Here is a 24,316-nt window from a genome sequence, read left to right on the forward strand (position 1 = left end):
AGGCTGTGCGGGGCTCACAAGCCCTGTGGGCCTCACAGGCCTTGCGGGTAGGTGAAGAAGCCCTCCGGGTCGTACTGCCGCTTCAGCCGGGTCAGGCGCGGGAGCGCGTCGCCGTAGTAGGCCTGCTTCCAGTTTGCGAGGGTGGGGTCCGCGTAGTTCTGGTAGGCGGCGCCCGAGGCGTACGGCTTCATGGCCCCGTGGGCCGAGGCCAGCCAGGAGCGGGCCGCCGCGCCGGACGTACCGGAGCGCCAGGAGGCGAGGTACTGGGCCAGCATGCGGGAGCGGCGGTGGACGAAGGCCGTCGCCGTGGGGGAGACGCGGTTCACCGCGCCGCCCAGGGCCGTGAACGCGATGCTGCCCGCGCCGCCGCGGACGGTGCTCAGCCGGTCCAGCAGCGTGCGGACGCCGGCCGCCGGCAGGGAGCGGTCGAAGAAGTCGGAGCCGGCCGCGTACGTCTCCCGGGCGAGTTCGCCCCGCGGGGTGCGGCCGGGGGTCGAACCGGGCAGGTGGCACCGGTCGTCGGTGGAGAAGGACGAGCAGCCGGCGTACACCTCCATGGCCTCCTCGTAGGTACGGCGGCGCAGTGAGACGCCGGTCGCCTGGGCACCGATCCGGTCCGCCAGGCGGTCGACCGCGTTCTGGAGCTCGCCGTACGCGCCGAGGGAGAACGCGGCGACGGAGATCCGGGGCGTGCCGCCGGGGGTGTTGGACAGATGGAGGGAGGACCAGATCTCGTCGGGCTGGTCCGGGCCCCACTCCTGCCAGGCCCCGACCACCGCGGCCGCCCTCGACCAGGGCCAGGTGAGGTATCCGGTCACCGCCTGCGGGGCCGGGTGGGTGGTGAAGTGCAGTTCCGTCACCACGCCGAAGGTGGCGTTGCCGGCGCCGCGCAGGGCCCAGAACAGGTCCTCGTGCGTCGTCGCGTCGGCGGTGAGCTGCCGGCCGTCGGCGGTGACCAGCGTCGCCCGGGTGAGGCTGTCGCAGGTCAGGCCGTACGCGCGGGAGACCACGCCGTGGCCGCCGCCGAGGACCAGGCCCGAGACGCCGACCGTCGGGCAGGAGCCCGCCGGGACGGTCACGCCCTGCGCGGCCAGTGCGCGGTAGACGTCGATGAGCTTGGCCCCGGCGCCGACCACGGCCGTGCCGCCGCTCGCCCGGACCCGGCTGAGCCGGGAGACGTCGAGGATCAGCCGCCCGTCGCCCGAGGACCAGCCGCCGTAGGAGTGGCCGCCGTTGCGGACGGCGACCCGGGTGCCGTGGGCGCGGGCGTACGCCAGGACCGTGCGGACGTCGTCGGTGTGCGCGGGGTAGGCGACCGCGGCCGGCCTGAGCGTGTCGAAGCGCGTGTTGTACAGCCGGCGGGCCGTGTCCCAGGAGGCGTCGCCGGGGCGGACCAGGGTGCCGTCCAGGTCGCGGGCGAGGGCCGCCCAGTCGGGGGCGGCCGTGGCGCCGGTGGACGTGCGCGCGGTACCGGTGGCACCGGCGGCGGGGGTGGGGGTGCCGCCGTCGTGGGCCGTCGCCCGGCACGCGGTCGTCGTGAACGCCGTGACGGCGGCCGTGCCGCCCGCGATGAACGTACGTCGTTCCATGTCGTGTCGTCCCGTGCCTTCCGTCGGCTTCATGGAGCGAGACGGCGGCCGGGGGGACGGGGTTCCCCGGCCGGGAGGGGAGGCGGTGAGGGAGCGTCAGGAGCGTTCCCTAGCCGCGGTTGTGGCCTTCCGCGTCCGTTCTGGCCAGGCTTCTCGCCCTGCGCGCGGGGCCGCGCCAGCCGCAGGAGCAGTGGGCGAGACAGAAGGGGCCGCGTTCGACGGTCGTGGTGCGGTGGAGTTCTTCGCCGGTGGGGGAGGGTGCCTCGCTGTCCTGCTGGGTCACACGGAGAACGCTACCCAGCACCGGCCGGGACCTTGCACGCGGACGGCGGGAGATTCGGCCGGCGTGACGGGGCCCGCCCGAGCGTCGTTGAACGCAACAACACGGGGCCCGTGACGGACGTACCGGCTGGGGGTAGGCAGGCGATGGCGGAGCGGCAGCAGCGGCGGTGGGGTACGGCGGTCGTCGCGGGGCTCGTCGCCGGGGTCTGTGCCGCCGGCGCCGCCGGGTGTTCCGGCAGCGGGGCCGCCGCCGAGGACGGCCACCCGGCCGACCCGGTCGAGACACTGCGCCGGGCCGCCGACACCCTGGTGGAGGCGGGCAGTTCGAAGGCCCGGACGTCGATGGAGATGGCCACCGGCGGCACCCGGGTGACCATCCGGGGCGAGGGGCTGTACGACTACCGCGAGCGGCTCGGCGCGCTGGAGGTGGTGCTGCCGCAGGACCCGGCCGGGACCAGTGAGCACCGTCCCATCACCGAACTCCTCGCCCCCGGCGCCCTCTACATGAAGAACCGGGGCGCCGGGGTGCCCGCCGACAAGTGGGTGCGGGTGGAGACGGCGACGCTGTCCGACGGCAACCTGGTCACCGGCGGCGCCACCGACCCGTACGCCGCCGCCGAGGTGCTGCGCGGCACGCGCACGGCGACGTACGTCGGGACGACCCGGCTGGCCGGGACCGAGGTGCGGCACTACCGCGGGACGGCCGACCTGGCCGCGGCCGCCGCGCACTCCTCCGAGGGCGGCCGGGGACCGCTGGGCGCGGCGGCGAAAGGGTTCGCCACGGCCGAGGTGCCCTTCGACGTCTACCTCGACGAACAGGGCCGCATCCGCAAGGTCCGGCACCGCTTCAGCTTCGTCAACGGCGGCCGGAAGGAGGCCGTCGCGGTCGCCTCGACGACGCTGCTGTACGACTTCGGCACCCCCGTCGACGTACGGCTGCCGGCGGGCCGGGACATCTACGCGGGGCGGATCGCCGAGGAGTGAGCGTGGTCCCGGCCGTCCGCGGAAGGGCGGATCCGGTCAGGGGCGGGCGCGAGGACTAGCCCGTCCGTGCCATGCGCGGCGTGCGGGGCGCTCCCTACTCTAGGAAGCCGGTGACGGCAGGGACGAGGTGATGCGCGTGGCTCCGGTCGGCGGTACGGCGGTACAGGACCACGAGGCCCTCGCCGAGATAGAGCTGTGCGGAGAACTCATCATCGCGGCCTCGGCGGCCGAGGAGCGGCTCAGCCTGGAGAGCATCGACGCGGTCCTGAGGGTGGGGGAGGAACGGGACGCGGCCGGGGAGCCGGGAGTGAGGGGACCGGGACGACGGCGGGGCTGACGTTCCTCACCTGACGGGCGCCCGGTGACAGGTGTCATTTACGTCACGTTTACAACGGGATTCATGTGCGCAGGAGGCGGCCGATCGCCTTCGTCGCCTCCTCCACCTTCGCGTCGATCTCGTCCCCGCCCTCGCGGGCCGCGTCGGCGACGCAGTGGCGCAGGTGCTCCTCCAGCAGTTGCAGCGCGAAGGACTGCAGGGCCTTGGTGGAGGCGGACACCTGGGTGAGTATGTCGATGCAGTAGGTGTCCTCGTCGACCATGCGCTGCAGGCCGCGGATCTGGCCCTCGATGCGGCGCAGGCGCTTGAGGTGCTCGTTCTTCTGTTTGTGGTAGCCGTGCACACCGCGGTCGTGGTCGGTCGCGACCTCTTCGGTGGCCGCCCCGGCCTCGGTGGTCGTCATCGCGTCCTCCAGATACTCCGCACCTATACCCCTACTGGGTATATCGTACCGAACTTCGCAGGGTACGGGACCTGTGGCCGACCCCGCTGGGGACGGCCTGTGGACTGGACCACCCCGCGGCCCCCCTGCCGTTCGTCCCGTTTCATGGGTGACACTGGTGGACGGCCCATTAGCCGTGGCCGGATGATGCGCCTAGCATCAGCCTGACCGAAACCGATGCATCCCGAGGACCCCACGTGCGCTTTCGTCTGACCCCCAGGGAGACGAGCTTCTACGACATGTTCGCCGCATCCGCGGACAACATCGTCACGGGCTCGAAGCTCCTCATGGAACTGCTCGGGGCGGACACCGCCGGCCGGGCCGAGATCGCAGAGCGGATGCGGGCCGCGGAGCACGCCGGTGACGACGCCACGCACGCGATCTTCCACCAGCTGAACTCCTCGTTCATCACGCCGTTCGACCGTGAGGACATCTACTCCCTCGCGTCGTCCCTCGACGACATCATGGACTTCATGGAGGAGGCCGTCGACCTCGTCGTCCTCTACAACGTCGAGGAACTGCCCAAGGGCGTCGAGCAGCAGATCGAGGTGCTGGCGCGGGCGGCGGAGCTGACCGCCGAGGCCATGCCGAACCTGCGGACCATGGAGAACCTCACCGAGTACTGGATCGAGGTCAACCGGCTCGAGAACCAGGCCGACCAGATCCACCGCAAGCTGCTCGCCCACCTCTTCAACGGCAAGTACGACGCGATCGAGGTGCTGAAGCTCAAGCAGATCGTGGACGTGCTCGAGGAGGCGGCGGACGCGTTCGAGCACGTCGCGAACACGGTGGAGACCATCGCCGTCAAGGAGTCCTGACCCCTTCATGGACACCTTGGCTCTGATCGTGACCGTCCTGGTCGCGCTCTTCTTCACGTACACGAACGGCTTCCACGACTCCGCCAACGCCATCGCCACGTCCGTGTCGACGCGGGCGCTGACGCCCCGGGCGGCACTGGCCATGGCGGCGGTGATGAACCTCGCCGGCGCGTTCCTGGGGTCCGGCGTCGCCAAGACCGTCAGCGAGGGGCTGATCGAGACGCCCGAGGGCTCGAAGGGGATGGGCATCCTCTTCGCGGCGCTGGTCGGCGCGATCGCCTGGAACCTGGTCACGTGGTACTTCGGGCTGCCCTCCTCGTCGTCGCACGCGCTGTTCGGCGGCATGGTGGGGGCGGCGCTCGCGGGCGGGACGACGGTCTACTGGCACGGGGTGCTGGAGAAGGTCGTCATCCCGATGTTCCTGTCGCCGGTGGTCGGCCTGGTGATCGGCTACCTGGTCATGACCGCCATCCTGTGGCTCTTCCGGCGGGCCAATCCGCACAAGGCCAAGCGCGGCTTCCGGATCGCGCAGACGGTGTCGGCGGCCGGCATGGCTCTCGGTCACGGTCTCCAGGACGCGCAGAAGACGATGGGCATCGTGGTGATGGCGCTGGTCATCGCCGACGTCGAGGACTACGGGGATCCCATCCCGGTCTGGGTGAAGATCGTCTGCGCCGTGATGCTGTCGCTGGGCACGTACGCCGGCGGGTGGCGCATCATGCGGACGCTCGGGCGGAAGATCATCGAGCTGGACCCGCCGCAGGGGTTCGCTGCGGAGACCACCGGGGCGTCGATCATGTTCACCACGGCGTTCCTCTTCAAGGCGCCGATCTCGACGACCCATGTGATCACCTCGGCGATCATGGGTGTCGGGGCGACCAAGCGGATCAACGCCGTGCGGTGGGGGGTCGCCAAGAACATCGTCCTCGGCTGGTTCATCACGATGCCGGCAGCGGCGGTGGTCGCGGCGTGCGCGTTCTGGATCGTCAACCTGGCGGTGCTGTAGGGGCGGGCCTCGGCCCGCTCGTCCTCGCCGTGAGTCCGCTTCGGCTGTGCCCGGCGGGCGGCGCCGTGAGTCCGCTTCGGCTGTGCCCGGCGGGCGGCGCCGTGAGTCCGCTTCGGCTGTGCCCGGCGGGCGGCGCCGTGAGTCCGCTCCGGCTGTGCCCGGCGGGCGGCTGAGTGTCTCGTCGTGGCCGGTCGCGCAGTTCCCCGCGCCCCTGGGCAAGCCGGGCCGGCCGTTTCGGCAAGAGGTGACGTCAACGGCGTGGGCCCGCCCCCCGGATGCGGGGGGCGGGCCCTTTTGTTGCCTCGCGGTGGCACCGCCATGCAGCACCGCGAGGGGTCGGGACGGGGGCCCCGGGTCAGCCGAAGCGGCCCGAGATGTAGTCCTCCGTGGCCTGGACGGACGGGTTGGAGAAGATCCGCTCCGTCTCGTCGATCTCGATCAGCTTGCCGGGCTGGCCGACCGCCGCGAGGTTGAAGAAGGCGGTGCGGTCGGAGACCCGGGCCGCCTGCTGCATGTTGTGGGTGACGATGACGATCGTGAAGCGTTCCTTCAGTTCGCCGATCAGGTCCTCGATGGCGAGGGTCGAGATGGGGTCCAGGGCGGAGCAGGGCTCGTCCATGAGGAGGACCTTGGGCTCGACGGCGATCGCCCGCGCGATGCACAGGCGCTGCTGCTGGCCGCCGGACAGGCCGGAGCCGGGCTTGTTGAGGCGGTCCTTCACCTCGTTCCAGAGGTTCGCGCCCTTGAGGGACTTCTCGACGACGTCGGCCAGTTCCGACTTCTTGTAGCTGCCGTTCAGGCGCAGGCCCGCCGCCACGTTGTCGAAGATCGACATGGTGGGGAACGGGTTCGGGCGCTGGAAGACCATGCCGACCTCGCGGCGGACCGACACCGGGTCGATGCCGTGGCCGTACAGGTCCTCGTCGTCCAGGAGCACCTTGCCCTCGACGCGGCCGCCGGGGGTCACCTCGTGCATCCGGTTCAGCGTGCGCAGGAACGTCGACTTGCCGCAGCCGGACGGGCCGATGAACGCCGTCACCGAGCGCGGCTCGACGGTCATGGAGATGTCGTCGATCGCCTTGTGGGAGCCGTAGAACGCCGTCAGTCCGCTGACATCGATTCGCTTGGCCATGTCTCTACTTCACTTCCAGTCAGTCGCTGAGGGCCCCGACCGGCGGAGCCGGAAATCGTCGCCTTAGCGACCGGTCTTCGGGGCCTTCCAGCGGGCGATGCCGCGGGCGACCAGGTTGAGGATCATCACGAAGGCGATCAGCGTGAGCGACGCCGCCCAGGCGCGGTCGTAGGCCGCCTGCGAGCCCGCGCTCTGCGAGTACTGCTGGTAGATGTACAGCGGCAGCGACGCCTGCGCGCCCTCGAAGGGGTTCGCGTTGATGAACGGGTTGCCGAAGACGAGGAGCAGGACGGGGGCCGTCTCACCGGCGATACGGGCCACCGAGAGCATGACGCCCGTGATGATGCCGCCGATGGAGGTCGGGACGACCACCTTCAGGATCGTGCGCCACTTCGGGACGCCGAGCGCCAGGGACGCCTCGCGCAGCTCGTTCGGGACGAGCTTGAGCATCTCCTCCGTCGAGCGGACGATGACCGGCATCATCAGGATCGCCAGCGCCAGCGAGCCGGCGAAGCCGAAGGGCTGCATGTCGAACATCAGCATGAGGCTGAGGATGAACAGGCCGGCCACGATCGACGGGATGCCCGTCATGACGTCGACGAAGAAGGTGACCGCCTTGGCGAGGCCGCCGCGGCCGTACTCCACCAGGTAGATCGCGGTGAGGATGCCGATCGGGGCGCCGATGACGGTGGCGAGGCCGACCTGCTCCAGGCTGCCGAGGATGGCGTGGTAGATGCCGCCGCCCGGCTCGGAGTCGGCGACGACGCCCATGGAGTGGGTGAGGAAGTAGCCGTCCAGGACCGTCACACCGCGCTGGACCGTCGCCCAGATCAGGGACGCCAGCGGGACGACGGCGAGGAGGAAGGCGACCCAGACGAAGGCGGTGGCGATACGGTCCTTGGCCTGGCGGCGGCCCTCGACGCGGGCGGCGATGCCGTAGGTGGCCAGGAGGAAGACGAGGCCGGCGATCAGGCCCCACTGGACGCGGCTGTCGAGGCCCGCGACCAGGCCGATGGCGACGGCCACGGCGAGGGAACCGGCCGCGGTGGCCCAGGGGGTCCACGGCGGCAGGCTGGCGCCGCGCAGCGTGCTGGCGGGCTTGTCGGTGACGACGGCGTGGCTCATGCGTTGGCCCCCGAGTACTCCTTGCGGCGGGCGATGATCGCGCGGGCCGCGCCGTTGACCAGCAGGGTGATGACGAACAGGACGAGACCGGAGGCGATGAGCGCGTCCCGGCCGAACTCCGTCGCCTCGTTGAACTTGCTGGCGATGTTCTGGGCGAAGGTGCCGCCGCCCGGGTTGAGCAGGCTGGCGTGGATGTCGAAGTCGGGCGACAGCACGGTGGCCACCGCCATCGTCTCGCCCAGCGCGCGGCCGAGGCCGAGCATCGACGCCGAGATCACGCCGGAGCGGCCGAAGGGGATGACCGCCATGCGGATCACTTCCCAGCGGGTGGCGCCCAGCGCCAGGGCCGCCTCCTCGTGCATCTGCGGGACCTGGCGGAAGACCTCACGGCTGACGTTGGTGATGACCGGCAGGATCATGATGGCCAGGAGGATGCCGACCGTGAGCATCGAGCGCGGGGCGCCCTCGTCCCAGGAGAAGATCCCGGTCCAGCCGAGGTAGTCGTTCAGCCAGCCGAACAGTCCGTCCAGCTGCGGCACGAGTATCAGCGCGCCCCAGAGGCCGTACACGATGGACGGGACGGCGGCGAGCAGGTCGATCACGTACGCGATGGTGCCGCCGAAGCGGCGCGGGGCGTAGTGGGTGATGAACAGGGCGATGGCGACCGCGATCGGGACCGCGATCACCATCGCGATGACCGAGGAGACCACCGTGCCGAAGGCCAGCACCGCGATGCCGAAGTGCGGCGGGACGAGGCCGGTGTTCCACTCGAAGGTGGTGAGGAAGTTCCCGTCGTCCTTGCCGATGGCGAGCGAGGCCCGGTAGGTGAGGAAGACGGCGATCGCGGCCATGATCACCAGCAGCAGGATGCCCGAGCCGCGGGAGAGACCGAGGAAGATCCGGTCACCGGGTCGGGTGGCGCCGCGGGCGGCGCGCTTCTGCTCGGCGGGGCTCGGCGGAGCCGCGGGCGGAGGGACGGCGTCTGTGGGGTTCTGCGTCGTGATGTCCATGAGTTCTCCGGTCTGCGGAGCCGCTCGCTGGGCGGCTCGGACGGGGCCGGGTCTGCGGACGGCCCCTGGCGGCGGTGCACCGGACGGTGCGGTCCGGACCGGGTTCACCCGGCGCCGGACCGCACCACTTCAGATCAGCTCAGGCCCTCGATGGTGGAGCGGACCTTGGTGATGATGGCGTCGGGGATCGGCGCGTAGTCGATGCCCGAGAGGATGGCCTGGCCCTCCTCGCTCGCGATGTAGCGCAGGAACGCCTTCGTGGCGGGCAGGGTGTCGGACTTGTTGCCCTTGTCGCAGACGATCTCGTACGTGACCAGGGTGATCGGGTAGGCGCCCTCGGCCGTGGTGCCGTAGTTGATCTCCAGCGCCAGGTCGCTGCCGGTGCCGACGACCTTGGCGTCGGCGATGGCCTTGGTGGCGCCGTCGGAGGAGGCCTTCACCGGCGACGCGGCGCCGGTGTCGATGGCGACCGTGCCCAGGCCGTCCTTGGCGTACGACAGCTCCATGTAGCCGATGGCGCCGTCGGTCTGCTTCACGCCCTGGGCGACACCGGAGGAGCCGGCGGCGGACTGGCCGCCCTTGGCCTGCCAGGCCTTGCCGCCCTCGTAGGGCCAGTCGCTCTTGGCGGTGGCGATCAGGTACTTGGTGAAGTTGTCCGTGGTGCCGGACTCGTCCGAGCGGTGGTACGGCTGGATCTTGAGGTCGGGCAGCTCGGCGTCGGGGTTGAGCTTCTTGATCGCGGCGTCGTTCCAGTTGGTGATCTTGCCGTTGAAGATCTTGGCGATCGTCGCGGCGTCCAGGGTGAGGTCGTCCACGCCCGAGACGTTGAAGGCGACGGCGATCGGGCCGCCGACCATCGGCAGGTCGATGCCCTGGCCGCTGGAGCAGATCTTCGCGGAGGCCTCGATCTCCTCGGACTTCAGCGCGGAGTCGGAACCGGCGAACGCGACCTGGCCCTGGGTGAACGCGGTGACGCCGGCGCCGGAGCCGGAACCCTTGTAGTTGACCTGGACGCCGTTGCAGGCCTGGGTGAAGTTCTTCACCCAGGCGTCGATCGCGTTCTTCTGCGCGGAGGAGCCGTCGGCGAGGAGCTGGCCCGAGGCGTCGTCACACTTGATGGAACCCGCCGCGGCGGCCGCGGAGGACGTGCCGCCGCTGCTGTCCGACCCGGTGTCGTCGGAACCGCACGCCGTGAGGGCCAGGGCGCCGGAGACGGCGAGAGCACCGAGGGTGAGGGCCCGCCGGTTCATGCGCTGAAGCTTCACTTGAGGGAGATCCTTCCAGGAGCCGCCGTCCTGATTCCGGCGGCGTGCGCGAGATCTGGGTGGCGCGGACGCGTCCGTGAGGGCGCGTTGCGTACCGCGTAAGGCCGAAATTAGGCAGATCAGGTGAAGCCGCCTACGGGCGCACGTGAACGCGAGGTGAACCCCTGTGGACGGTGCGGTTAGGTCACGGAACGCTCACGTCGAGGACACGGTGTGGTGCCGTGGGTTGCCATGAGCGGGCTGTGTCTAGATCAGGTGCAGGGTGGTGAGGAGGGCGGGTACGAGGGTGCGGTCCCTCGGCTGGGTGAGGCGGCTTCCGGCCGCCGTCGGGGGGAGCCACAGCACGCGGTCCACCTCGTCGTTCGGGGTGAACGTGCCGGAGACGGCTTCGGCGGCCCAGTAGTGGACCTCTTTGGGGCGGCCCTGCGCGAGGTAGCGCAGGGTGGGCAGCCGGGCGCCCAGACGGGCGGTGCAGCCGGTCTCCTCGGCCACCTCGCGCACCGCGGCGGCCGCCGCTTCCTCGCCACGCTTCAGCTTGCCCTTGGGGTGCGACCAGTCGTCGTACTTCGGCCGGTGGACCAGGCATATCTCCAGCCCGCCGTCGACCGGCGAGCGGCGCCACAGGACGCAGCCGGCCGCCTGGACCGGGGTGTCGTCGGGAAAGCTCACCGGGTCACCGCCTCCGGGTCGGTCGGGTCGGTCAGGTCGGTCGGCTACGGCGTGCTCGTGCCGATGGGCTGCTTCTGCCACGAGCGCTGGAAGGCGTACCGTGCCGCCTCCACCTCGTGCCGCTGGTCGGCGTGGAGCACGCCGAGCGCGTACGCCGTCGCCGGGGCGATGCGCGGGGTGCGCGCCGCCTGGGCCGCCGCGGCGGCCGCCTCCGAGGCGTCGCGGTGCCGGTCCAGGGCCTGGCCGGCCGAGAGCAGCCGCATGTCGGGCGGGATGTCGCCGCGCAGGACCTCCAGGGCGTAGCGGTGCAGCCGCAGCAGGAGGCGGACCTGGTGCCAGGGCGCGTCCTGCGGGTGCGGGGCAGGGTCCGGGGACAGGCCGTGGACCAGGGCCTCCGCGTTGTACGGGTGGCCCGCGGTGAGGAGGGGCAGCGCGGCGGCCGCGTCCGTGAGGCGCTCCTCCGCCGCCGTGGCGAGGGTGCGCAGATCGGCGCTCGCGGCGGCGGGCGTGAGGGGGACGTCGCTGGCCAGGACGGCGACCTTGTCCGCCACGGCGTGGAAACGGCTCGAGCCCAGCGCCTGGAGGGCGGTGGAGTGGGCCCGGGTGCGGGCCAGGGTGAGCTGGCGGTCCAGGAGGGCGCCCGCCTTGGCCGCGCCCACGGTGAGGTTGCCGCGGTCCGGAGCGGCCGGGCGCGCGGGGTGCCCGGCGTTGCCGGCGGGCGGCTTCTGCGCGGCGGTAGGGCCAGCGGGAGGCTTTTGCGCGGTGGTGGCAGGGCCGGTGGTGGCAGCGCCGGTGGCGCGGCGGCCCGCGGTGGCGGAGACGAGGGAGACCGGGGCGGCCGCGCCGCCGCCGGCCGTCGCCTCCGCTCCCGGCGGGCGCGCGGGGCTCCCCGCCCCCGCCGGCTGCGTCGGGACCGCCGTCGCGCCCGACAGCCGGTGCAGGGCCAGCAGCAGGCGTTCCAGACGGGCCTCGCAGGCGTGTTCGAGGGCCAGGGTGCCGGAGAGCCACGCCAGTTCGGGGCGGATCTCCTCGGACCAGCCGGGGTCGAGGAGGGGCCGGAACGTGTGCAGGCTGGCGCTGATGCGGCGGGCCGAGCGGCGCAGGGCGGTGGTCGCGTCGGCGGAGCCCGTGACACCGGGGGCGCCGTTCGCCGCGCTGCCGCCCTCCCGGTGCAGGCGCAGGGCGCGGAGGAACTCCGTGGCCTGCGCCCGTAGGTAGGCCGCCAGGGCGTCCCCCGTCGTCACGGACCCGGCCGTGGGGCCCGTGGGGTCATGGTGTCGCTGTGCCACGCCGGCGCCTCCGGGCGTCTATGAGCATCTCCTGGACGTTGCGCAGGGGCTGGCCGTCCCCGTCGGTCGCGTGCCGGGTCCACTCGCCGTCCGGGCCGAGGTGCCAGGAGGCGGTGGTGTCCGACATGCCGGTCTCCATCAGCCGGTTCAGGGCCGCGCGGTGAGCCGGGTCGGTGACCCTGACCAGGGCCTCGATACGGCGGTCGAGGTTGCGGTGCATCATGTCCGCGCTGCCGAACCACACCTCGGGCTCGCCGCCGTTGCCGAAGGCGAACACCCGCGAGTGCTCGAGGAAGCGGCCGAGGATCGAGCGGACGCGGATGTTCTCCGACAGGCCCGGCACGCCCGGGCGCACCGCGCAGATGCCGCGCACCCAGACGTCGACGGGGACCCCCGCCCGGGACGCCCCGTAGAGGGCGTCCACGATGGCCTCGTCCACCATCGAGTTGGCCTTGATGCGGACGTAGGCCGGACGTCCGGCACGGTGGTGCTGGATCTCCTTGTTGATCCGTGAGATCAGGCCGTCGCGCAGCGACTTGGGGGCGACCAGCAGCCTGCGGTAGGTCTCGCGGCGGGAGTAGCCGGAGAGCCGGTTGAAGAGGTCGGAGAGGTCCGCGCCGACCTGCGGGTCGGCGGTGAGCAGGCCGAGGTCCTCGTACAGCCGGGCCGTCTTCGGGTGGTAGTTGCCGGTGCCGACGTGGCTGTACCGGCGGAGCGTCTCGCCCTCCTGGCGGACCACCAGGGACAGCTTGCAGTGGGTCTTCAGGCCGACCAGGCCGTAGACCACGTGGCAGCCCGCCTCCTCCAGCTTGCGGGCCCACTTGATGTTGGCGTGCTCGTCGAAGCGGGCCTTGATCTCGACCAGGACGAGGACCTGCTTGCCGGACTCGGCGGCGTCGATGAGCGCGTCGACGATCGGGGAGTCGCCGGAGGTCCGGTACAGGGTCTGCTTGATCGCCAGGACGTCCGGGTCGGCGGCCGCCTGCTCCAGGAAGGCCTGGACGGAGGTGGAGAAGCTGTCGTACGGGTGGTGCAGGAGGACGTCCCGGGCGCGCAGCGCGCCGAAGATGTCCGGCGGCGTCGCGGACTCGACCTCGGCGAGGTCGCGGTGGGTGCCGGCGATGAACTTGCGGTACTTCAGCTCGGGCCGGTCCAGGCCGTGGATGCGGAAGAGGCCGGTGAGGTCCAGGGGACCGGGCAGCGGGTAGACCTCCGCCTCGGTGATCTTCAGCTCCCGTACGAGCAGGTCGAGGACCTCGCGGTCGATCGACTCCTCGACCTCCAGCCGCACCGGCGGTCCGAAGCGGCGCCGCATGAGTTCCTTCTCCAGCGCCTGGAGCAGGTTCTCCGCGTCGTCCTCCTCGACCTCCAGGTCCTCGTTGCGGGTGAGCCGGAAGGCGTGGTGCTCCAGGACCTCCATACCCGGGAACAGCTCCTCCAGGTGGGCGGCGATGACGTCCTCCAGGGGGACGTACCGGCCGGGGGAGCTCTCCAGGAAGCGGGACAGCAGCGGCGGCACCTTGACGCGCGCGAAGTGCTTGTGGCCGCTCACGGGGTTGCGGACGACGACGGCGAGGTTCAGGGAGAGGCCCGAGATGTACGGGAAGGGGTGCGCCGGGTCGACCGCCAGCGGGGTCAGCACCGGGAAGATCTGGTGCCGGAACAGGGTGAAGAGGCGGGCCTGCTCCTTCTCCGTCAGCTCGCTCCAGCGCACCAGGTGGATGCCCTCCTCCGCGAGCGCGGGGGCGACGTCCTCGTGGTAGCAGGCGGCGTGCCGGGCCATCAGCTCGCGGGAGCGGGCCCAGATCATCTCCAGCACCTCGCGGGGCTGGAGGCCGGACGCGGAGCGGGTGGCGACGCCGGTGGCGATACGGCGCTTCAGGCCGGCCACCCGGACCATGAAGAACTCGTCGAGGTTGCTGGCGAAGATGGCGAGGAAGTTCGCCCGCTCCAGCAGGGGCGTGTTCGGGTCCTCGGCGAGCTCCAGGACGCGCTCGTTGAACGCGAGCCAGCTGCGTTCCCGGTCGAGGAAACGACCCTGCGGCAGCTCCGCCCCGTCCTCCCGGGACTCCTCGTACGCGTCGAGATCGGCGTCGATGTCGGGTTCGAGGTCGGAGACCACGGCGGCCACGGTGTGCGGGCGGTGCGCGGCTATGGAGCCCACGGAGGGCTGCGCGTGCTGGACGTCTGCCTGGGTGTGCTGGCTCATGGACCCATTCTTCCGCGCCAGGACCGGCACAGGCGCGTCGGAACGTGCGGGCGGGAGCGCGGCGGCCTTCCCGTCGGGGCGGTTCCCCTCGGGGGGTGGCGAAGCCTCGGGCACGGCGGGGTTCATTGACCGAGCGTCGCAAGGCCGTCTGAACCAATGGTTACGGAGACATGGCGTGTGGGATATCGGGGGGCGGCTCGCGGGGGCGCGGGTGGGGGCGCGGGTGGGGGCGCGGGTGGGGGCGGGGGCGAGTGCGCCCCTCGGGCCCCGGCCCGGAGCGGAGGGGCGGGGGCGAGTGCGTCCCTCGGGCCCCGGCCCGGAGCGGAGGGGCGGGGGCCGAGGGGGACGGGGGCCTGGGGGAGGGTTCTCCAGGGGCCAGGCGGAGCCCGTGTCAGGCCGTGCGGTGCTTCAGCAGGCGGAACGCCGCCGTGGTCGCGAGGGCGGCGACGACGAGGACGATCGCCGTCTCCACGAGCTGGAGGGGCCAGAAATGGGAGGTGGGGTGGTACGTGGTGTAGAAACCGGTCACGCCCAGGTCGTCCAGGCAGCGGCTGCGGACCTCGGCGGCGCTCTCGCACCGCCAGAACTGGACGTCCGGCACGCGGCGGCCGTGGACCAGGGCGCCGGTCTCCAGGGCCCACGCGGAGTCGGGCGCCTCGACCGGGCGGGTCGCCGAGAAACGGGACGCCGCCGGCCACAGGGACGCGCGGTGCGCCGCCAGGAAGAGGCCGAGCAGCCACGTCGCGGCGACGGACACACCGAGCGCGGGCAGCGCGCGGCGCAGCAGGAGCGCCGTGAGGGTGCCCAGGGCGAGGGCGCAGAGGGCGTACGCGACCGTGACCGGGCCGCCGGCCGCGAACATGTGGTCCGCCGTCCACCCGGTGCCCACCAGCAGGTCCTCGTCGGCGGTCCGGACCCAGCGGAACACCAGGACCGGCGTGGTCGTGCCGAGGGCCACGAAGAACGCGGCGACGGCGAGCTTGGCGCCCAGCCAGCGGACGGGGGAGACGCCCTGGGTCCAGGCGAGGTGCGCGGTGCGGTTCTCCAGTTCGCGGCCGATCAGCGCCCCGCCCGCGAACGCCGCGACGGCGAGGAAGGCGTGGGCGGTCAGCAGAGCGGCCAGGTCGAGGGAGCTGCCGAGGTCGTAGCCGGTGCCGTACGTCGGGTCGCACCAGACCGGGGCCGTGAGGTGGCAGGCCTCCTGCCGCGCCCGTGCCTCGTCCGCGGTGACCTCGGTGAGCCACACCAGCCATCCGGTCAGGCCCAGCACGGCCAGGCCCCAGACGGCGAGGGCGGTGCGGTGCACCCGCAGCACGGTCCGGGCGGTGCCCCAGCGGGGCGCCGGGTCCGTGGCGTCCCGGCGGGGCGCCGGGCCCGTGGTGCCGTCGGCGGAGGCGTCGGCTGCGGCCGCGGCGGTCATACGGCGGGCCCCTGACGGGTGGAGCGGGTGGCGCGGGTGGCGCGTTTGGCGCGGGGCGCGCGGGTGGCGTCGGCGGCGGGGGAAGGGGCCGTCGATCGCTTCAGCAGCACGAACGCGGCCACGGTGAGGGCGGCGGCCACCGCCAGGAGGAGGGCCGAGGTCGTGAACTGGAGGGCCCAGTGGTGGGACTCGGGGTGGTAGCTGGTGTAGAAGCCGGTGACGTCGAGCCGGTCGTACAGCGTGGGGCAGTCCTCGGCGAACGCCGGACCGCAGCCGGGGTCGGCGATGTGCGCGCCGGAGGAGGTGACCAGGCCCGAGTCGGCCACCGGGCCCTCGTACAGGTAGCCGGTGTTCCGGCTGGTGACGCGGGTGACGGCCGGCCACAGGTGCGGCATGGCCAGGTCGGCCAGGAGGCGCAGACCGGCGGTGACGGCCAGGCCGGTCAGCAGCGCGGGCAGCGTACGGCGCAGCAGCAGGCCGGCGAGGGCGCCGGCGGCGAGGCCGGCCAGGGCCAGGGCGACCGTGGTGGGGCCGTTGGCGTAGAGGGTCGGACCGTCGTACCAGCTCTTGGCGGTGTCGATGCGGCCCCGGCCCGCCGTCCAGGCGAGGCGGTGCAGCAGCACCAGCAGGCTGGTGCCGGCGGTGATCAGGACGGCCGGGGCAGCGAGCTTGAGGGTCAGCCAGCGGAGCGGGGTCAGGCCCTGGGTCCAGGCGAGGTGCGCGGTGCCGTGCTCCAGTTCGCGCCCGACGAGCGCGGCGCCCGACCAGGCGGCGACGAGGAAGGGCAGGGCGTTCAGGGCGGCGGTCGTGTAGGCGTACACGTCCTTGTAGCGCAGGATCGGCTCTTGGTAGTAGGCGCAGGGGTCGTAGTCGTCGCAGGCGTTGTACTGCCGCCAGCTTCCGGCGGCGGCTTCGGTGAGCGGCCCCCACAGCCACAGCAGCGCCAGCGCGAGGAGGGCGACGAGAGCCGTCCAGACGTGCAGGCCGGGGCGGTGGAGGCGCAGGAGCCAGCGGAGGTGCCGCCGGGTGGGACCGGGGTGTCCGGCGGCGCGGGGGGCGGCGGACGGGGCGAGGGTCGTCATGCGGCGTCCTCCCCGCTCTTCTCGTTCTCCCCGTTCTTCCCGTTCTTCCCGTTCTTCTCGTTCTTCTCGTTCTTCTCGTTCTTCTTGTTGTCTCCCGCGGGTGGGGTCTTCTCGTCCTCCCCGGGTGGCGCGGGGACCAGGGAGTCCGCCTGCGGGTTGCGGAGGTAGGCGAGGACGAGCTCCTCCAGGGACGGGGAAGCTGGCTGCCAGGCCTCGGGGAGCTGGCCCGTCGGGCGCAGCAGCGCGGTGAGCTGGCGTCCGGTGACACGGGACTCGACGACCGTGTGCCGGCTCAGGTCCACGCAGTCCGAGGGCCCGTGCACGCGCGCGTGGGCGGCGAGCAGGTCGTCGATCTCCCCGGCCAGGCGGATCCGTCCACCGCCCACCAGGAGCAGGCGGTCGCAGGACTCCTCCAGTTCGGCGACCACGTGCGAGGACATCACGATCGTCGTGCCGTGCTGCGCCGCCTGCGCCATCAGGGTGCCCATCAGCTCGTGCCGGGCGAGCGGGTCGAGGTCGGCCATCGGCTCGTCCAGGAGCAGCAGTTCGGGCCGCTTGCCGAGGGCCAGGGCGAGGGCCACGCGGGTGCGCTGGCCGCCGGAGAGGGAGCGGATCCGCGCCTTGGGGTCGAGATCCCCTGCGGAAACGATCCGCTCGGCGGTTTCGGCGTCCCAGCGGCCCGGGTTGAGATCGGCGCCCACGAGCAGCGTCTCGGCGACCGTGAGCTGCGGGTACAGCGGCTTGTCCTGGGCCACGTAGCCGACACGCGCGCGTGCCGACGCCGGGTCCGTACCCAGGACGGTGACCGTGCCCTCGGTGGGGGCCAGCAGTCCGGCGGCGAGGGCGAGGAGCGTGGACTTGCCCGCTCCGTTGGGCCCGACGACGGCGCAGACGCGCCCGGCTGGCAGCCGGAACGCGCAGTCGCGCAGCGCCCAGCCCCGGCGCCGGCCGAGGCCGAAGCGTTTGCCGAGCGCGGTCGCCGCCATGGCGGTGTCGGTCATGAAGCGTCCCCCTGGGAGTGCTGGTCGTGGGCGGGCTGACGGTCGTCGGGCCTGCCGTGGCCGTGGCCGGTGCTGTTGCTGTTGCTGTTGCTGTTGCCGTTGCCGTTGAAATGTCTGTCGAGTGCGGCGGTGAAGAGCGCGGCCACGTCGTCGCGGTCCAGGCCGGCCTCGCGGGCCCGGTCCGCCCACGCGTCCAGCTCCGTGCGCAGGGGCGAGTCGGCCGGAGCGGTGCTCAGCCCGCGCCGTACGAAGGTGCCCAGGCCGCGGCGGGCCTCGACGAGTCCGTCGCGCTCCAGCTCGCGGTAGGCCTTCAGCACGGTGTTCGGGTTGATGGCGGTCGCCTCGACGACCTCACGGGCCGTGGGCAGCTTGTCGCCGGGGCGCAGCAGGCCGAGGCGGAGGGCCTGCTTGGTCTGCTGGACGATCTGGACGTAGGTGGCCACGCCGCTGTGCCGGTCGATGCGGTATTCGACCACTTCGACAACCACCCTTTCACTAATTGAGTAGTGAAAGGGTGGTGCAGGGGGGGTGGGTGCGTCAAGCGGTGTCTCGGAGGAGAGGGGCGGGAGGGGCCGGCGGGGCGGAGGGGCATGGCGGGGGCGGTCGGTGCCCCGAGCGGAAGAGGCGGAGAGGCGGAGAGGCGGAGAGGCGGAAGAGGCGGAAGAGGCGGAGAGGCGGAAGAGGCGGAGAGGCGGAAGAGACGGCGCTGGACGCGGAGGCGCAAAAATCGTGCGGCCAACCGTGAACCGATCGGCGGGGCCCGTCCGATGAGGGGGTGTGAGCGAAACGCGAAGTGACGCGGAGCTGCTGCGGGCCATCGCGGCAGACCGGGACCGTCACGCCTTCGAGGAGCTGTACCGGCGATACGCGCCGTGGCTGACCGCGCGCATGCGCAGCCGCTGCGCCGACGCCGGGATAGTCGACGACGTCGTCCAGGAGACGTTCCTCGCGGTCTGGCGGGGCAGCGCGCGCTACCGGCAGGAGGGCGCCTCCGAGGACGCCGCCGGCTGGCTGTGGCGCATCGGCTCCCGCCGGCTGGTCGACGCCCTGCGGGGCGACGGCGCGCGCGGCCGGCTGCGCCAGGCCCTCGCCCGGCTGCGGCACCGCGACGAGGTGTCGGCGGAGGACCGCGTGCTCGCGGGGGTGGAGCACGGGGACCTCGCCGGGGCCCTCATCCGGCTCTCGCCGGAGCTGCGGGCGGTCCTGCAGGCCACCGTCATCGACGGACTCACCACCCGGGAGGCTGCCGTCCTGCTCGGCATCCCCGCGGGCACGGTCAAGACGCGGGCGCTGCGGGCCCGCAAGCAACTGCGGGAGGCGCTGGCATGACGTGGCACGTGGCAGAAGAGGACCTGCGCGCCTATGCGCGGGGCGAACTGGCGCCGCCCCTGCTGTGGTCCGCCGACACGCATCTCACGGGATGCGTGCGGTGCCGGGACCGGCTCGCGGGCGCCGTCGACCCGGTCGCGCTGGACGCCGGCTGGGAGCGGCTGGACGCCGAGCTGGACGCGCCGCGGCCGGCTCTGTGCGAGCGGCTGCTGGTGCGGCTCGGCATGGCCGACCACACCGCGCGGCTGCTGACGGCGACCCCGGTGCTGCGCCGCTCCTGGCTGCTGGCGGTGGTGTCGCTGCTGGTCATGACCGTCCTCGCGGTCCACCTGGCGGACCGGCCCGGGCTGTTCCTCGCCCTCGCCCCGCTCCTCCCGCTCGCCGGGGTCGCCCTCTCCTACGGCCCGGCGCTCGACCCGACGCACGAGATGGCACTCGTCGCCCCGATGCACGGCTTCCGGCTGCTGATGATCCGCACGGTCGCCGTGCTCACCGCGGGCCTGGTGTGCAACGGCCTGGCGACGCTCGCCCTGCCGGGGTACGGGCTGCTGGCCCTGGCCTGGCTGCTGCCCGCGCTCGCCCTCACCGCGACGGGACTGGCGCTCACCCCCCGGCTGGGCCCGGCCCTCGCGCCCGCCCTGGTCGGTGCCGTCTGGCTGACGCTGCTGGTGGTGGCCCAGGTCCGGGCCCACGGCGACGGCACGCTCGCCCCGTTCACGGCGGGCGGACAGTCGGCCGCGGCGGCGGTCGCGGTGCTCGCCGCCGTGCTGCTCCACCAGACCCGCGACCGCTTCGACGTCCGTCCCGTCGGAGGTTTCCCAGACGGGGGCGCCCTCTGACACCGCCCCCGCCTCCGCCCTTGCCCCTGTCCCCGTCCCCGCCCCCGCCCCTGCCCCTGCCCCTGTCCCCGCTCTCGCCCCTGCCCCTGTCCCCGCTCTCGCCCCCGCCCCTGTCCCCGCTCTCGCCGCCGCCCCCGCCCCTCCCGCCGACCGCCCGGACCACCAGGAGCACCCATGAGCACCACGCCCACCACGCCCACCTCCGAGCCCACCACCGTCACGGCCTCCGGCCTGTCCCTGCGCTACGGCGGCACCCACGCCCTCGACGGCGTGTCGCTGCGGCTGGCCCGGGGCGTCACCGGCCTGCTCGGACCCAACGGTGCGGGGAAGACCACCCTGTTGCGGGTGCTGGCCACCGCCGTGCCGCCCGACCGGGGCGAGTTCACCGTCCTGGGCCACGACCCGGCGACGGCGGCCGGCCGTCTGTCCCTGCGCCGCGGCCTCGGGTACCTGCCCCAGACCCCCGGCTTCCACCCGGACTTCACGGCCTTCGAGTTCGTCGACTACGTGGCCATCCTGAAGGAGCTCACCGACCGCGGCGCACGGCACCAGGAGGTCCGGCGCGTGCTGGAGGCGGTCGACCTGTCCGCCGTGCGCGGCAAGCGCATCAAGCGGCTGTCCGGCGGTATGCGGCAGCGCGTCGCCCTGGCCGCCGCGCTCGTCGGGAACCCCGGCTTCCTCGTCCTGGACGAGCCGACCGTCGGACTCGACCCCGAACAGCGCATGCGCTTCAGAGAGCTGATCGCCGAGGCCGGTGAGGGCCGCACGGTCCTGCTGTCCACCCATCAGACGGAGGACGTGGCCATGCTCTGCCACCGCGTCGTGGTCCTCGCCGACGGCCGTGTCCGCTTCGAAGGCACCCCCGCCGAGCTGACCGCCCGCGCGGACGGCCGGGTCTGGAGCAGTACCGAACGCGATCCGGAAGCCCTGGCCGGCTGGCGCACCGGAACCGGCACCTTCCGCAACATCGGCGACCCACCGGAAGGCGCAGACCTCCTCGAACCCACCCTGGAGGACGGCTATCTGCTCGCTCTCGACGGCGAGAACAGGACGGTGACCGCGTGAGCGCCACCATCACACCCGTCGACGCATCCGCCGCCGCGCTCCCCGACGCTCCCCGCCCTCCCCGCCGCACCGGCGCGGTCCTCGCCCTGGCCCGCTTCGAGGCCCGCGAGCTCTTCTCCCAGATCCCGGTGCTGTTCTTCTCCGTCCTCTACATCGGCCTCATCGCCCTGCGCATGACGCGCCAGGAGGGCATGGACGACTACCCCGTCCTCCACGTGGTGGACCGCAGTACCCAGACACCGCCGCTGCTGCTCGCCATCGCGCTGCTCGTCTGCAGCAACGCGGCCGTCCTGCGCTCCCGCAGACACGGCACGGTCCAGCAGTTCGACGTCCTGGCCATGGAGCCCTGGCGGCGCACCCTCGCCCACCTGCTCTCCGTCCTCCCGTACGCGGCGTTCACGGCGATCGTCGTCGGCGTCGAGTTCACCCGGGAGGCGCTGAAGCCCGGCGCGATCGGCCACGGCTCCGTGGGCGAACTGGCCGCGGGCCCGCTGACCGTCCTGCTGGCCGGGGTCACGGGCGTGCTGCTGGCGCGACTGCTGCCCTCGCCCTTCGTGCCCATGCTGTTCGTGGTGGCGGTGTACGTGGGCGGTGTCATGGCCTCGGCGGCCGGAGCGGACGACACCTGGGCCGTGTGGCTCTCGCCGATCGTCGTCTCCGACATCGCCGGCGGCGACCCGGTCCCCTCCGCCCTGATCGGCCGCCCGGCCGCCTGGCACGCGCTCTACCTGGCCGGACTGTGCGCCCTGCTGATGTGCGCGGCACTCCTGACGTCCGGCGGGCGCACCCGTGCCGTCAGGACGGCCACCGCCCTGGCCCTCGCCGCCACCGCGGCCGGCGTGGCAGGCCAGCTCCCGCGGGACACGGCGGCCCTCGAGGCGGCGCGGACGACGGCGTCCACGACGCCCCGGAAGGTCCAGTCGTGCACGACGTACGGCGGGTCGACGTACTGTTCCTTCCCCGAGTGGACCGGCGTGCGCGACGACTGGGCCCGCGTCGTCGACCGGGTCCGGTCGGCGGCGGGCGGCACCGCCGCACGCACCCCGCTGACGGTGCGGCAGCACATCGACACCAGCGGCGGTGTGGAGGTCGACACCTCGCTGACTCCCTCGACCACTCCGGCCGAGGTCACCGTCGGCACCCGCTGGGGCGGCAACCGCGTCCCCGAGTTCGCGGTCGGCGTCGCCTCGGTCCTGGTCGCCGGGTCGGAGGACGCGGCCCAGCAGATGTGCGGAGCGCGGGCGGTGACGGTCATGTGGCTGGTCCTGGGCACCGACCCCACCCCCCTGTCCACTTTCGGCGACGTGCGCCTCGACGACAGCATCACCGGCTCCGGAATAGTGCTGTCGCCCACCGACGGGATGTCTCTGACGGCGCAGCAGACGACCGTCGTGCGTGAGCTGGCGGCCCGCCCGCGGGCGGAGGTCTCCGCGCGGGTCAAGGCCCACTGGACGCAGCTGACGTCACCGGAGACGTCCACGGCCGAGGCGGCGAAGCTGCTGGGCGTCGCCGCACCGGAGGGAGCGGAATCGTGCGAGGAGTAGCGAGGACCAGGACGGTCTCCCGGGACGGGGCGCGGTGGACGATGCCCGCCCCCGCCCTCCTCCGGTCCCTTCTCCCCCTGGTCTGGCGGACGCTCCCCTGGCGGGCACTGGCCGTGGCGGGAGGACTGGGCCTGCTGCCGGCCGTGGTGGTGCGCTTGCGGGAGCGGGCGCCGGGCGAGGAGGTCGGGCTGGTTCTGCTGCGGCTCGTCGCGCTGAGCGGCGCGCTCGGGCTGGCCTTCCTGCTGGACGACCCCGCCCGCCGGACGACCTGGACGACCCCGCTCGGCCGGCCGCTCCGGGCCGGTCTGCGGCTGGCGCTCACCGCTCCCTTCGTGGCCCTGTGGTGGACGACCGCCCTGCTGCTCATACCCACGCCGACCCGCCCGCCCCTCGGCCACGCCACCGTGGAGGCCGCGGCGACGGCCGCCTCCGCACTGGCCCTCGCCACCGTCGCCGTCCGCTTCACGAGCGCGGCGGAGGTGGGCAGACGGACGGCGGTCCGCCTCGGGACCGCCGCGGCCCTGGTCGTGCTCGTCCCCGCACGGTGGGGGCTGTCGGCGATGCCGGGAGAGCCGTGGTGGGAGGCGACGCAGATGAGATGGGCGCTGCTGCTGGCAGGCGCCGTCGCGACGACGGCGGTCTGCACACCGGAACCCCTACGACGCCGGTCCCCACGCATCGGATAGCCCGGCTCGTTCCACGGTGGCCCTTCGGCGCCGGTGAGGGCGTTCCGGCCCGTCCGGGGACGCGCCCTCCGGGGGAGTCCGAGGACGAGGCCCGTTCAGGGCCGAAGCGGGGGGCTCAGGGCCTGGGAGGCCTGGGGGCGGCAGCCCTCAACCGGACGTTCCCTCACGTCTCGGTCCGGTACATCAGGTCCGTCTCGTGCGTGACGAATCCGAGCCGCTCGTACACCGACACCGCCGCCTTGTTGTCGGCATCGACGTACAGCATCGCCGTGGGCAGCCCCTGCGCGGCGAGGTGCCGCAGGCCGATGGTGGTGAGGGACCTGCCGAGGCCGCCTCCCTGGGCGCCGGGCGCGACGCCGAGGACGTACACCTCGCCCAGCTGCTCCTCGGCGTGGACCTTCGTCCAGTGGAAGCCGACGAGTTCGGTGCCGCGGAAGGCGAGGAAGAAGCCGGCGGGGTCGAACCAGGGCTCGGTCTTGCGGTCGTCGAGGTCGCGCTGGGTGAGCGAGCCCTGTTCGGGGTGGTGGGCGAAGGCGGCGCTGTTGACGGCGAGCCAGGCGCCGTCGTCCTGCCCGGGGACGAAGGCGCGGACGGTCACGCCGTCGGGCAGCACCGGCTCGGCCAGTTCGAGGTCGGTCAAGGACCGGCGCATCTGGCGCAGTTCGCGGAACAGCGTCAGCCCCAGCACCTGCGCCAGGTGCCGCGCGGCGGAGTGGCCGCCGTGGGCCCACACCCGCAGCCGCTTGCCGGAGGCGGCGAGCAGGGCCGAGCCGAGTGCCCGCCCGTGCCCGTGCCCGCGGTGGGCGGGGTGGACGACGAGTTCGGCGGCCGGGGCCTCGACGGGGTCGGTGTCCTCCAACTGGGCGTAGCCGACGAGGTCGTCGCCCACGAAGAGCAGCAGATGGCCGACGCCTTCCCGGGCGCCACCGCGCAGCTGCAGCCGGCCCTGTTCGGACACCGCCTGCTGACCGTCGCTGTGAGCGGCGTCCGCGAGCAGGGCGAGGACGGCCTCGGTCTGCTCGGGGGAGAGCGCGGAGTGGGTCTCGATGGATCGGGAGCCGTGGATCCGTGCGGTGTCGTCGCTGGTCATGCGTACGAGGGTAAGGGGCGGACCCCGCAAAGTGGCGGCACGGGAGGGAGGGGAACGGGAAGCCAAAGCGTGCGACGGGCGAAGGGCAAAGGGAAACCAGGAT

24 protein-coding genes are annotated in these 24,316 nt (G+C 72.9%); 9 read left to right on the forward strand and 15 right to left on the reverse strand.

What is annotated here, in order from left to right:
* Positions 1-32: 32 nt before the first annotated feature.
* Together ACIP67_RS17275 and ACIP67_RS17280 are read right to left on the reverse strand one after the other, a co-directional pair.
* Positions 33-1,589: an FAD-binding oxidoreductase gene (locus tag ACIP67_RS17275; protein WP_401692552.1), complete on the reverse strand. Its 1,557-nt coding sequence runs from the start codon at positions 1,587-1,589 to the stop codon at positions 33-35.
* 109 nt (positions 1,590-1,698) lie between these two features.
* Complete coding sequence (locus ACIP67_RS17280; RefSeq protein WP_401692553.1) at positions 1,699-1,872, reverse strand: hypothetical protein; 174 nt, start codon at positions 1,870-1,872, stop codon at positions 1,699-1,701.
* Between the two features lie 143 nt (positions 1,873-2,015).
* On the opposite strand from ACIP67_RS17280, the gene ACIP67_RS17285 reads away from it, so the two are divergent.
* Together ACIP67_RS17285 and ACIP67_RS17290 are read left to right on the forward strand one after the other, a co-directional pair.
* Positions 2,016-2,855 carry a hypothetical protein gene (locus ACIP67_RS17285; protein ID WP_401692554.1) on the forward strand — a complete coding sequence of 280 codons (840 nt, stop codon included), beginning with the start codon at positions 2,016-2,018 and terminating at the stop codon, positions 2,853-2,855.
* A 130-nt stretch (positions 2,856-2,985) separates the two neighbouring features.
* Positions 2,986-3,192 carry a hypothetical protein gene (locus tag ACIP67_RS17290; RefSeq protein WP_401692555.1) on the forward strand — a complete coding sequence of 69 codons (207 nt, stop codon included), beginning with the start codon at positions 2,986-2,988 and terminating at the stop codon, positions 3,190-3,192.
* Between the two features lie 61 nt (positions 3,193-3,253).
* On the opposite strand, the gene ACIP67_RS17295 is transcribed toward ACIP67_RS17290, so the two are convergent.
* Positions 3,254-3,595, reverse strand: a complete 342-nt coding sequence (locus ACIP67_RS17295; RefSeq protein ID WP_401692556.1) for a metal-sensitive transcriptional regulator — start codon at positions 3,593-3,595, stop codon at positions 3,254-3,256.
* 236 nt (positions 3,596-3,831) lie between these two features.
* On the opposite strand from ACIP67_RS17295, the gene ACIP67_RS17300 reads away from it, so the two are divergent.
* Together ACIP67_RS17300 and ACIP67_RS17305 are read left to right on the forward strand one after the other, a co-directional pair.
* On the forward strand, positions 3,832-4,452 hold the full coding sequence (locus tag ACIP67_RS17300; protein WP_187748798.1) for a DUF47 domain-containing protein: 621 nt from the start codon (positions 3,832-3,834) through the stop codon (positions 4,450-4,452).
* A 7-nt stretch (positions 4,453-4,459) separates the two neighbouring features.
* Positions 4,460-5,458, forward strand: coding sequence for an anion permease (locus ACIP67_RS17305; RefSeq protein ID WP_401692557.1), 999 nt, complete (start codon positions 4,460-4,462; stop codon positions 5,456-5,458).
* A 355-nt stretch (positions 5,459-5,813) separates the two neighbouring features.
* Here ACIP67_RS17305 and pstB read toward each other — a convergent pair whose 3' ends face one another.
* The 11 genes from pstB to ACIP67_RS17360 all read right to left on the reverse strand — a co-directional run bounded on the left by pstB (position 5,814) and on the right by ACIP67_RS17360 (position 18,136).
* On the reverse strand, positions 5,814-6,590 hold the full coding sequence (pstB, locus tag ACIP67_RS17310) for a phosphate ABC transporter ATP-binding protein PstB (protein WP_401692559.1): 777 nt from the start codon (positions 6,588-6,590) through the stop codon (positions 5,814-5,816).
* Between the two features lie 63 nt (positions 6,591-6,653).
* The gene (gene pstA, locus ACIP67_RS17315; RefSeq protein WP_401692561.1) at positions 6,654-7,715 is read right to left on the reverse strand and encodes a phosphate ABC transporter permease PstA; all 1,062 of its coding nucleotides are present in this window, start codon (positions 7,713-7,715) and stop codon (positions 6,654-6,656) included.
* Positions 7,712-8,725 carry a phosphate ABC transporter permease subunit PstC gene (gene pstC, locus ACIP67_RS17320; protein WP_401692563.1) on the reverse strand — a complete coding sequence of 338 codons (1,014 nt, stop codon included), beginning with the start codon at positions 8,723-8,725 and terminating at the stop codon, positions 7,712-7,714. The genes pstA and pstC overlap by 4 nt, the downstream gene beginning before the upstream one ends.
* Positions 8,726-8,859: 134 nt before the next feature.
* Positions 8,860-9,990: a phosphate ABC transporter substrate-binding protein PstS gene (gene pstS / locus ACIP67_RS17325; RefSeq protein WP_401692565.1), complete on the reverse strand. Its 1,131-nt coding sequence runs from the start codon at positions 9,988-9,990 to the stop codon at positions 8,860-8,862.
* 246 nt (positions 9,991-10,236) lie between these two features.
* Positions 10,237-10,659: an NUDIX hydrolase gene (locus tag ACIP67_RS17330; RefSeq protein WP_401692566.1), complete on the reverse strand. Its 423-nt coding sequence runs from the start codon at positions 10,657-10,659 to the stop codon at positions 10,237-10,239.
* Positions 10,660-10,703: 44 nt separating this feature from the next.
* Positions 10,704-11,948, reverse strand: coding sequence for a CHAD domain-containing protein (locus ACIP67_RS17335; protein ID WP_401692567.1), 1,245 nt, complete (start codon positions 11,946-11,948; stop codon positions 10,704-10,706).
* Positions 11,929-14,157 (reverse strand): RNA degradosome polyphosphate kinase, encoded by a 2,229-nt coding sequence (locus tag ACIP67_RS17340; protein ID WP_401692568.1) that lies wholly within the window; start codon positions 14,155-14,157, stop codon positions 11,929-11,931. Before ACIP67_RS17340 ends, ACIP67_RS17335 begins: the two co-directional genes overlap by 20 nt.
* 391 nt (positions 14,158-14,548) lie before the next feature.
* Positions 14,549-15,577 (reverse strand): hypothetical protein, encoded by a 1,029-nt coding sequence (locus ACIP67_RS17345; protein ID WP_401692569.1) that lies wholly within the window; start codon positions 15,575-15,577, stop codon positions 14,549-14,551.
* Positions 15,574-16,659, reverse strand: coding sequence for an ABC transporter permease (locus tag ACIP67_RS17350; RefSeq protein ID WP_401692571.1), 1,086 nt, complete (start codon positions 16,657-16,659; stop codon positions 15,574-15,576). Before ACIP67_RS17350 ends, ACIP67_RS17345 begins: the two co-directional genes overlap by 4 nt.
* Positions 16,656-17,660 carry an ABC transporter ATP-binding protein gene (locus ACIP67_RS17355; protein WP_401692573.1) on the reverse strand — a complete coding sequence of 335 codons (1,005 nt, stop codon included), beginning with the start codon at positions 17,658-17,660 and terminating at the stop codon, positions 16,656-16,658. The genes ACIP67_RS17350 and ACIP67_RS17355 overlap by 4 nt, the downstream gene beginning before the upstream one ends.
* Positions 17,657-18,136, reverse strand: coding sequence for a GntR family transcriptional regulator (locus ACIP67_RS17360; RefSeq protein ID WP_401692912.1), 480 nt, complete (start codon positions 18,134-18,136; stop codon positions 17,657-17,659). The genes ACIP67_RS17355 and ACIP67_RS17360 overlap by 4 nt, the downstream gene beginning before the upstream one ends.
* 301 nt (positions 18,137-18,437) lie before the next feature.
* Between ACIP67_RS17360 and ACIP67_RS17365 the strand changes: the two genes are divergently transcribed.
* The 5 genes from ACIP67_RS17365 to ACIP67_RS17385 all read left to right on the forward strand — a co-directional run bounded on the left by ACIP67_RS17365 (position 18,438) and on the right by ACIP67_RS17385 (position 23,123).
* Positions 18,438-18,989, forward strand: a complete 552-nt coding sequence (locus ACIP67_RS17365) for an RNA polymerase sigma factor (RefSeq protein ID WP_401692575.1) — start codon at positions 18,438-18,440, stop codon at positions 18,987-18,989.
* Positions 18,986-19,828 carry a zf-HC2 domain-containing protein gene (locus ACIP67_RS17370; RefSeq protein WP_401692576.1) on the forward strand — a complete coding sequence of 281 codons (843 nt, stop codon included), beginning with the start codon at positions 18,986-18,988 and terminating at the stop codon, positions 19,826-19,828. The genes ACIP67_RS17365 and ACIP67_RS17370 overlap by 4 nt, the downstream gene beginning before the upstream one ends.
* A gap of 174 nt (positions 19,829-20,002) precedes the next feature.
* A complete protein-coding gene (locus tag ACIP67_RS17375; protein ID WP_401692577.1) occupies positions 20,003-20,893 on the forward strand; it encodes an ABC transporter ATP-binding protein in 891 nt (296 codons plus the stop codon).
* The gene (locus ACIP67_RS17380; RefSeq protein WP_401692578.1) at positions 20,890-22,437 is read left to right on the forward strand and encodes an ABC transporter permease; all 1,548 of its coding nucleotides are present in this window, start codon (positions 20,890-20,892) and stop codon (positions 22,435-22,437) included. The genes ACIP67_RS17375 and ACIP67_RS17380 overlap by 4 nt, the downstream gene beginning before the upstream one ends.
* Positions 22,425-23,123 carry an ABC transporter gene (locus tag ACIP67_RS17385; RefSeq protein WP_401692579.1) on the forward strand — a complete coding sequence of 233 codons (699 nt, stop codon included), beginning with the start codon at positions 22,425-22,427 and terminating at the stop codon, positions 23,121-23,123. Before ACIP67_RS17380 ends, ACIP67_RS17385 begins: the two co-directional genes overlap by 13 nt.
* Positions 23,124-23,286: 163 nt before the next feature.
* Here ACIP67_RS17385 and mshD read toward each other — a convergent pair whose 3' ends face one another.
* Positions 23,287-24,213, reverse strand: a complete 927-nt coding sequence (gene mshD, locus ACIP67_RS17390) for a mycothiol synthase (RefSeq protein WP_401692581.1) — start codon at positions 24,211-24,213, stop codon at positions 23,287-23,289.
* Positions 24,214-24,316 lie beyond the last annotated feature (103 nt).

The sequence above is a fragment of the Streptomyces sp. NPDC088812 genome (assembly GCF_044750285.1).
Lineage (GTDB): Bacteria > Actinomycetota > Actinomycetes > Streptomycetales > Streptomycetaceae > Streptomyces.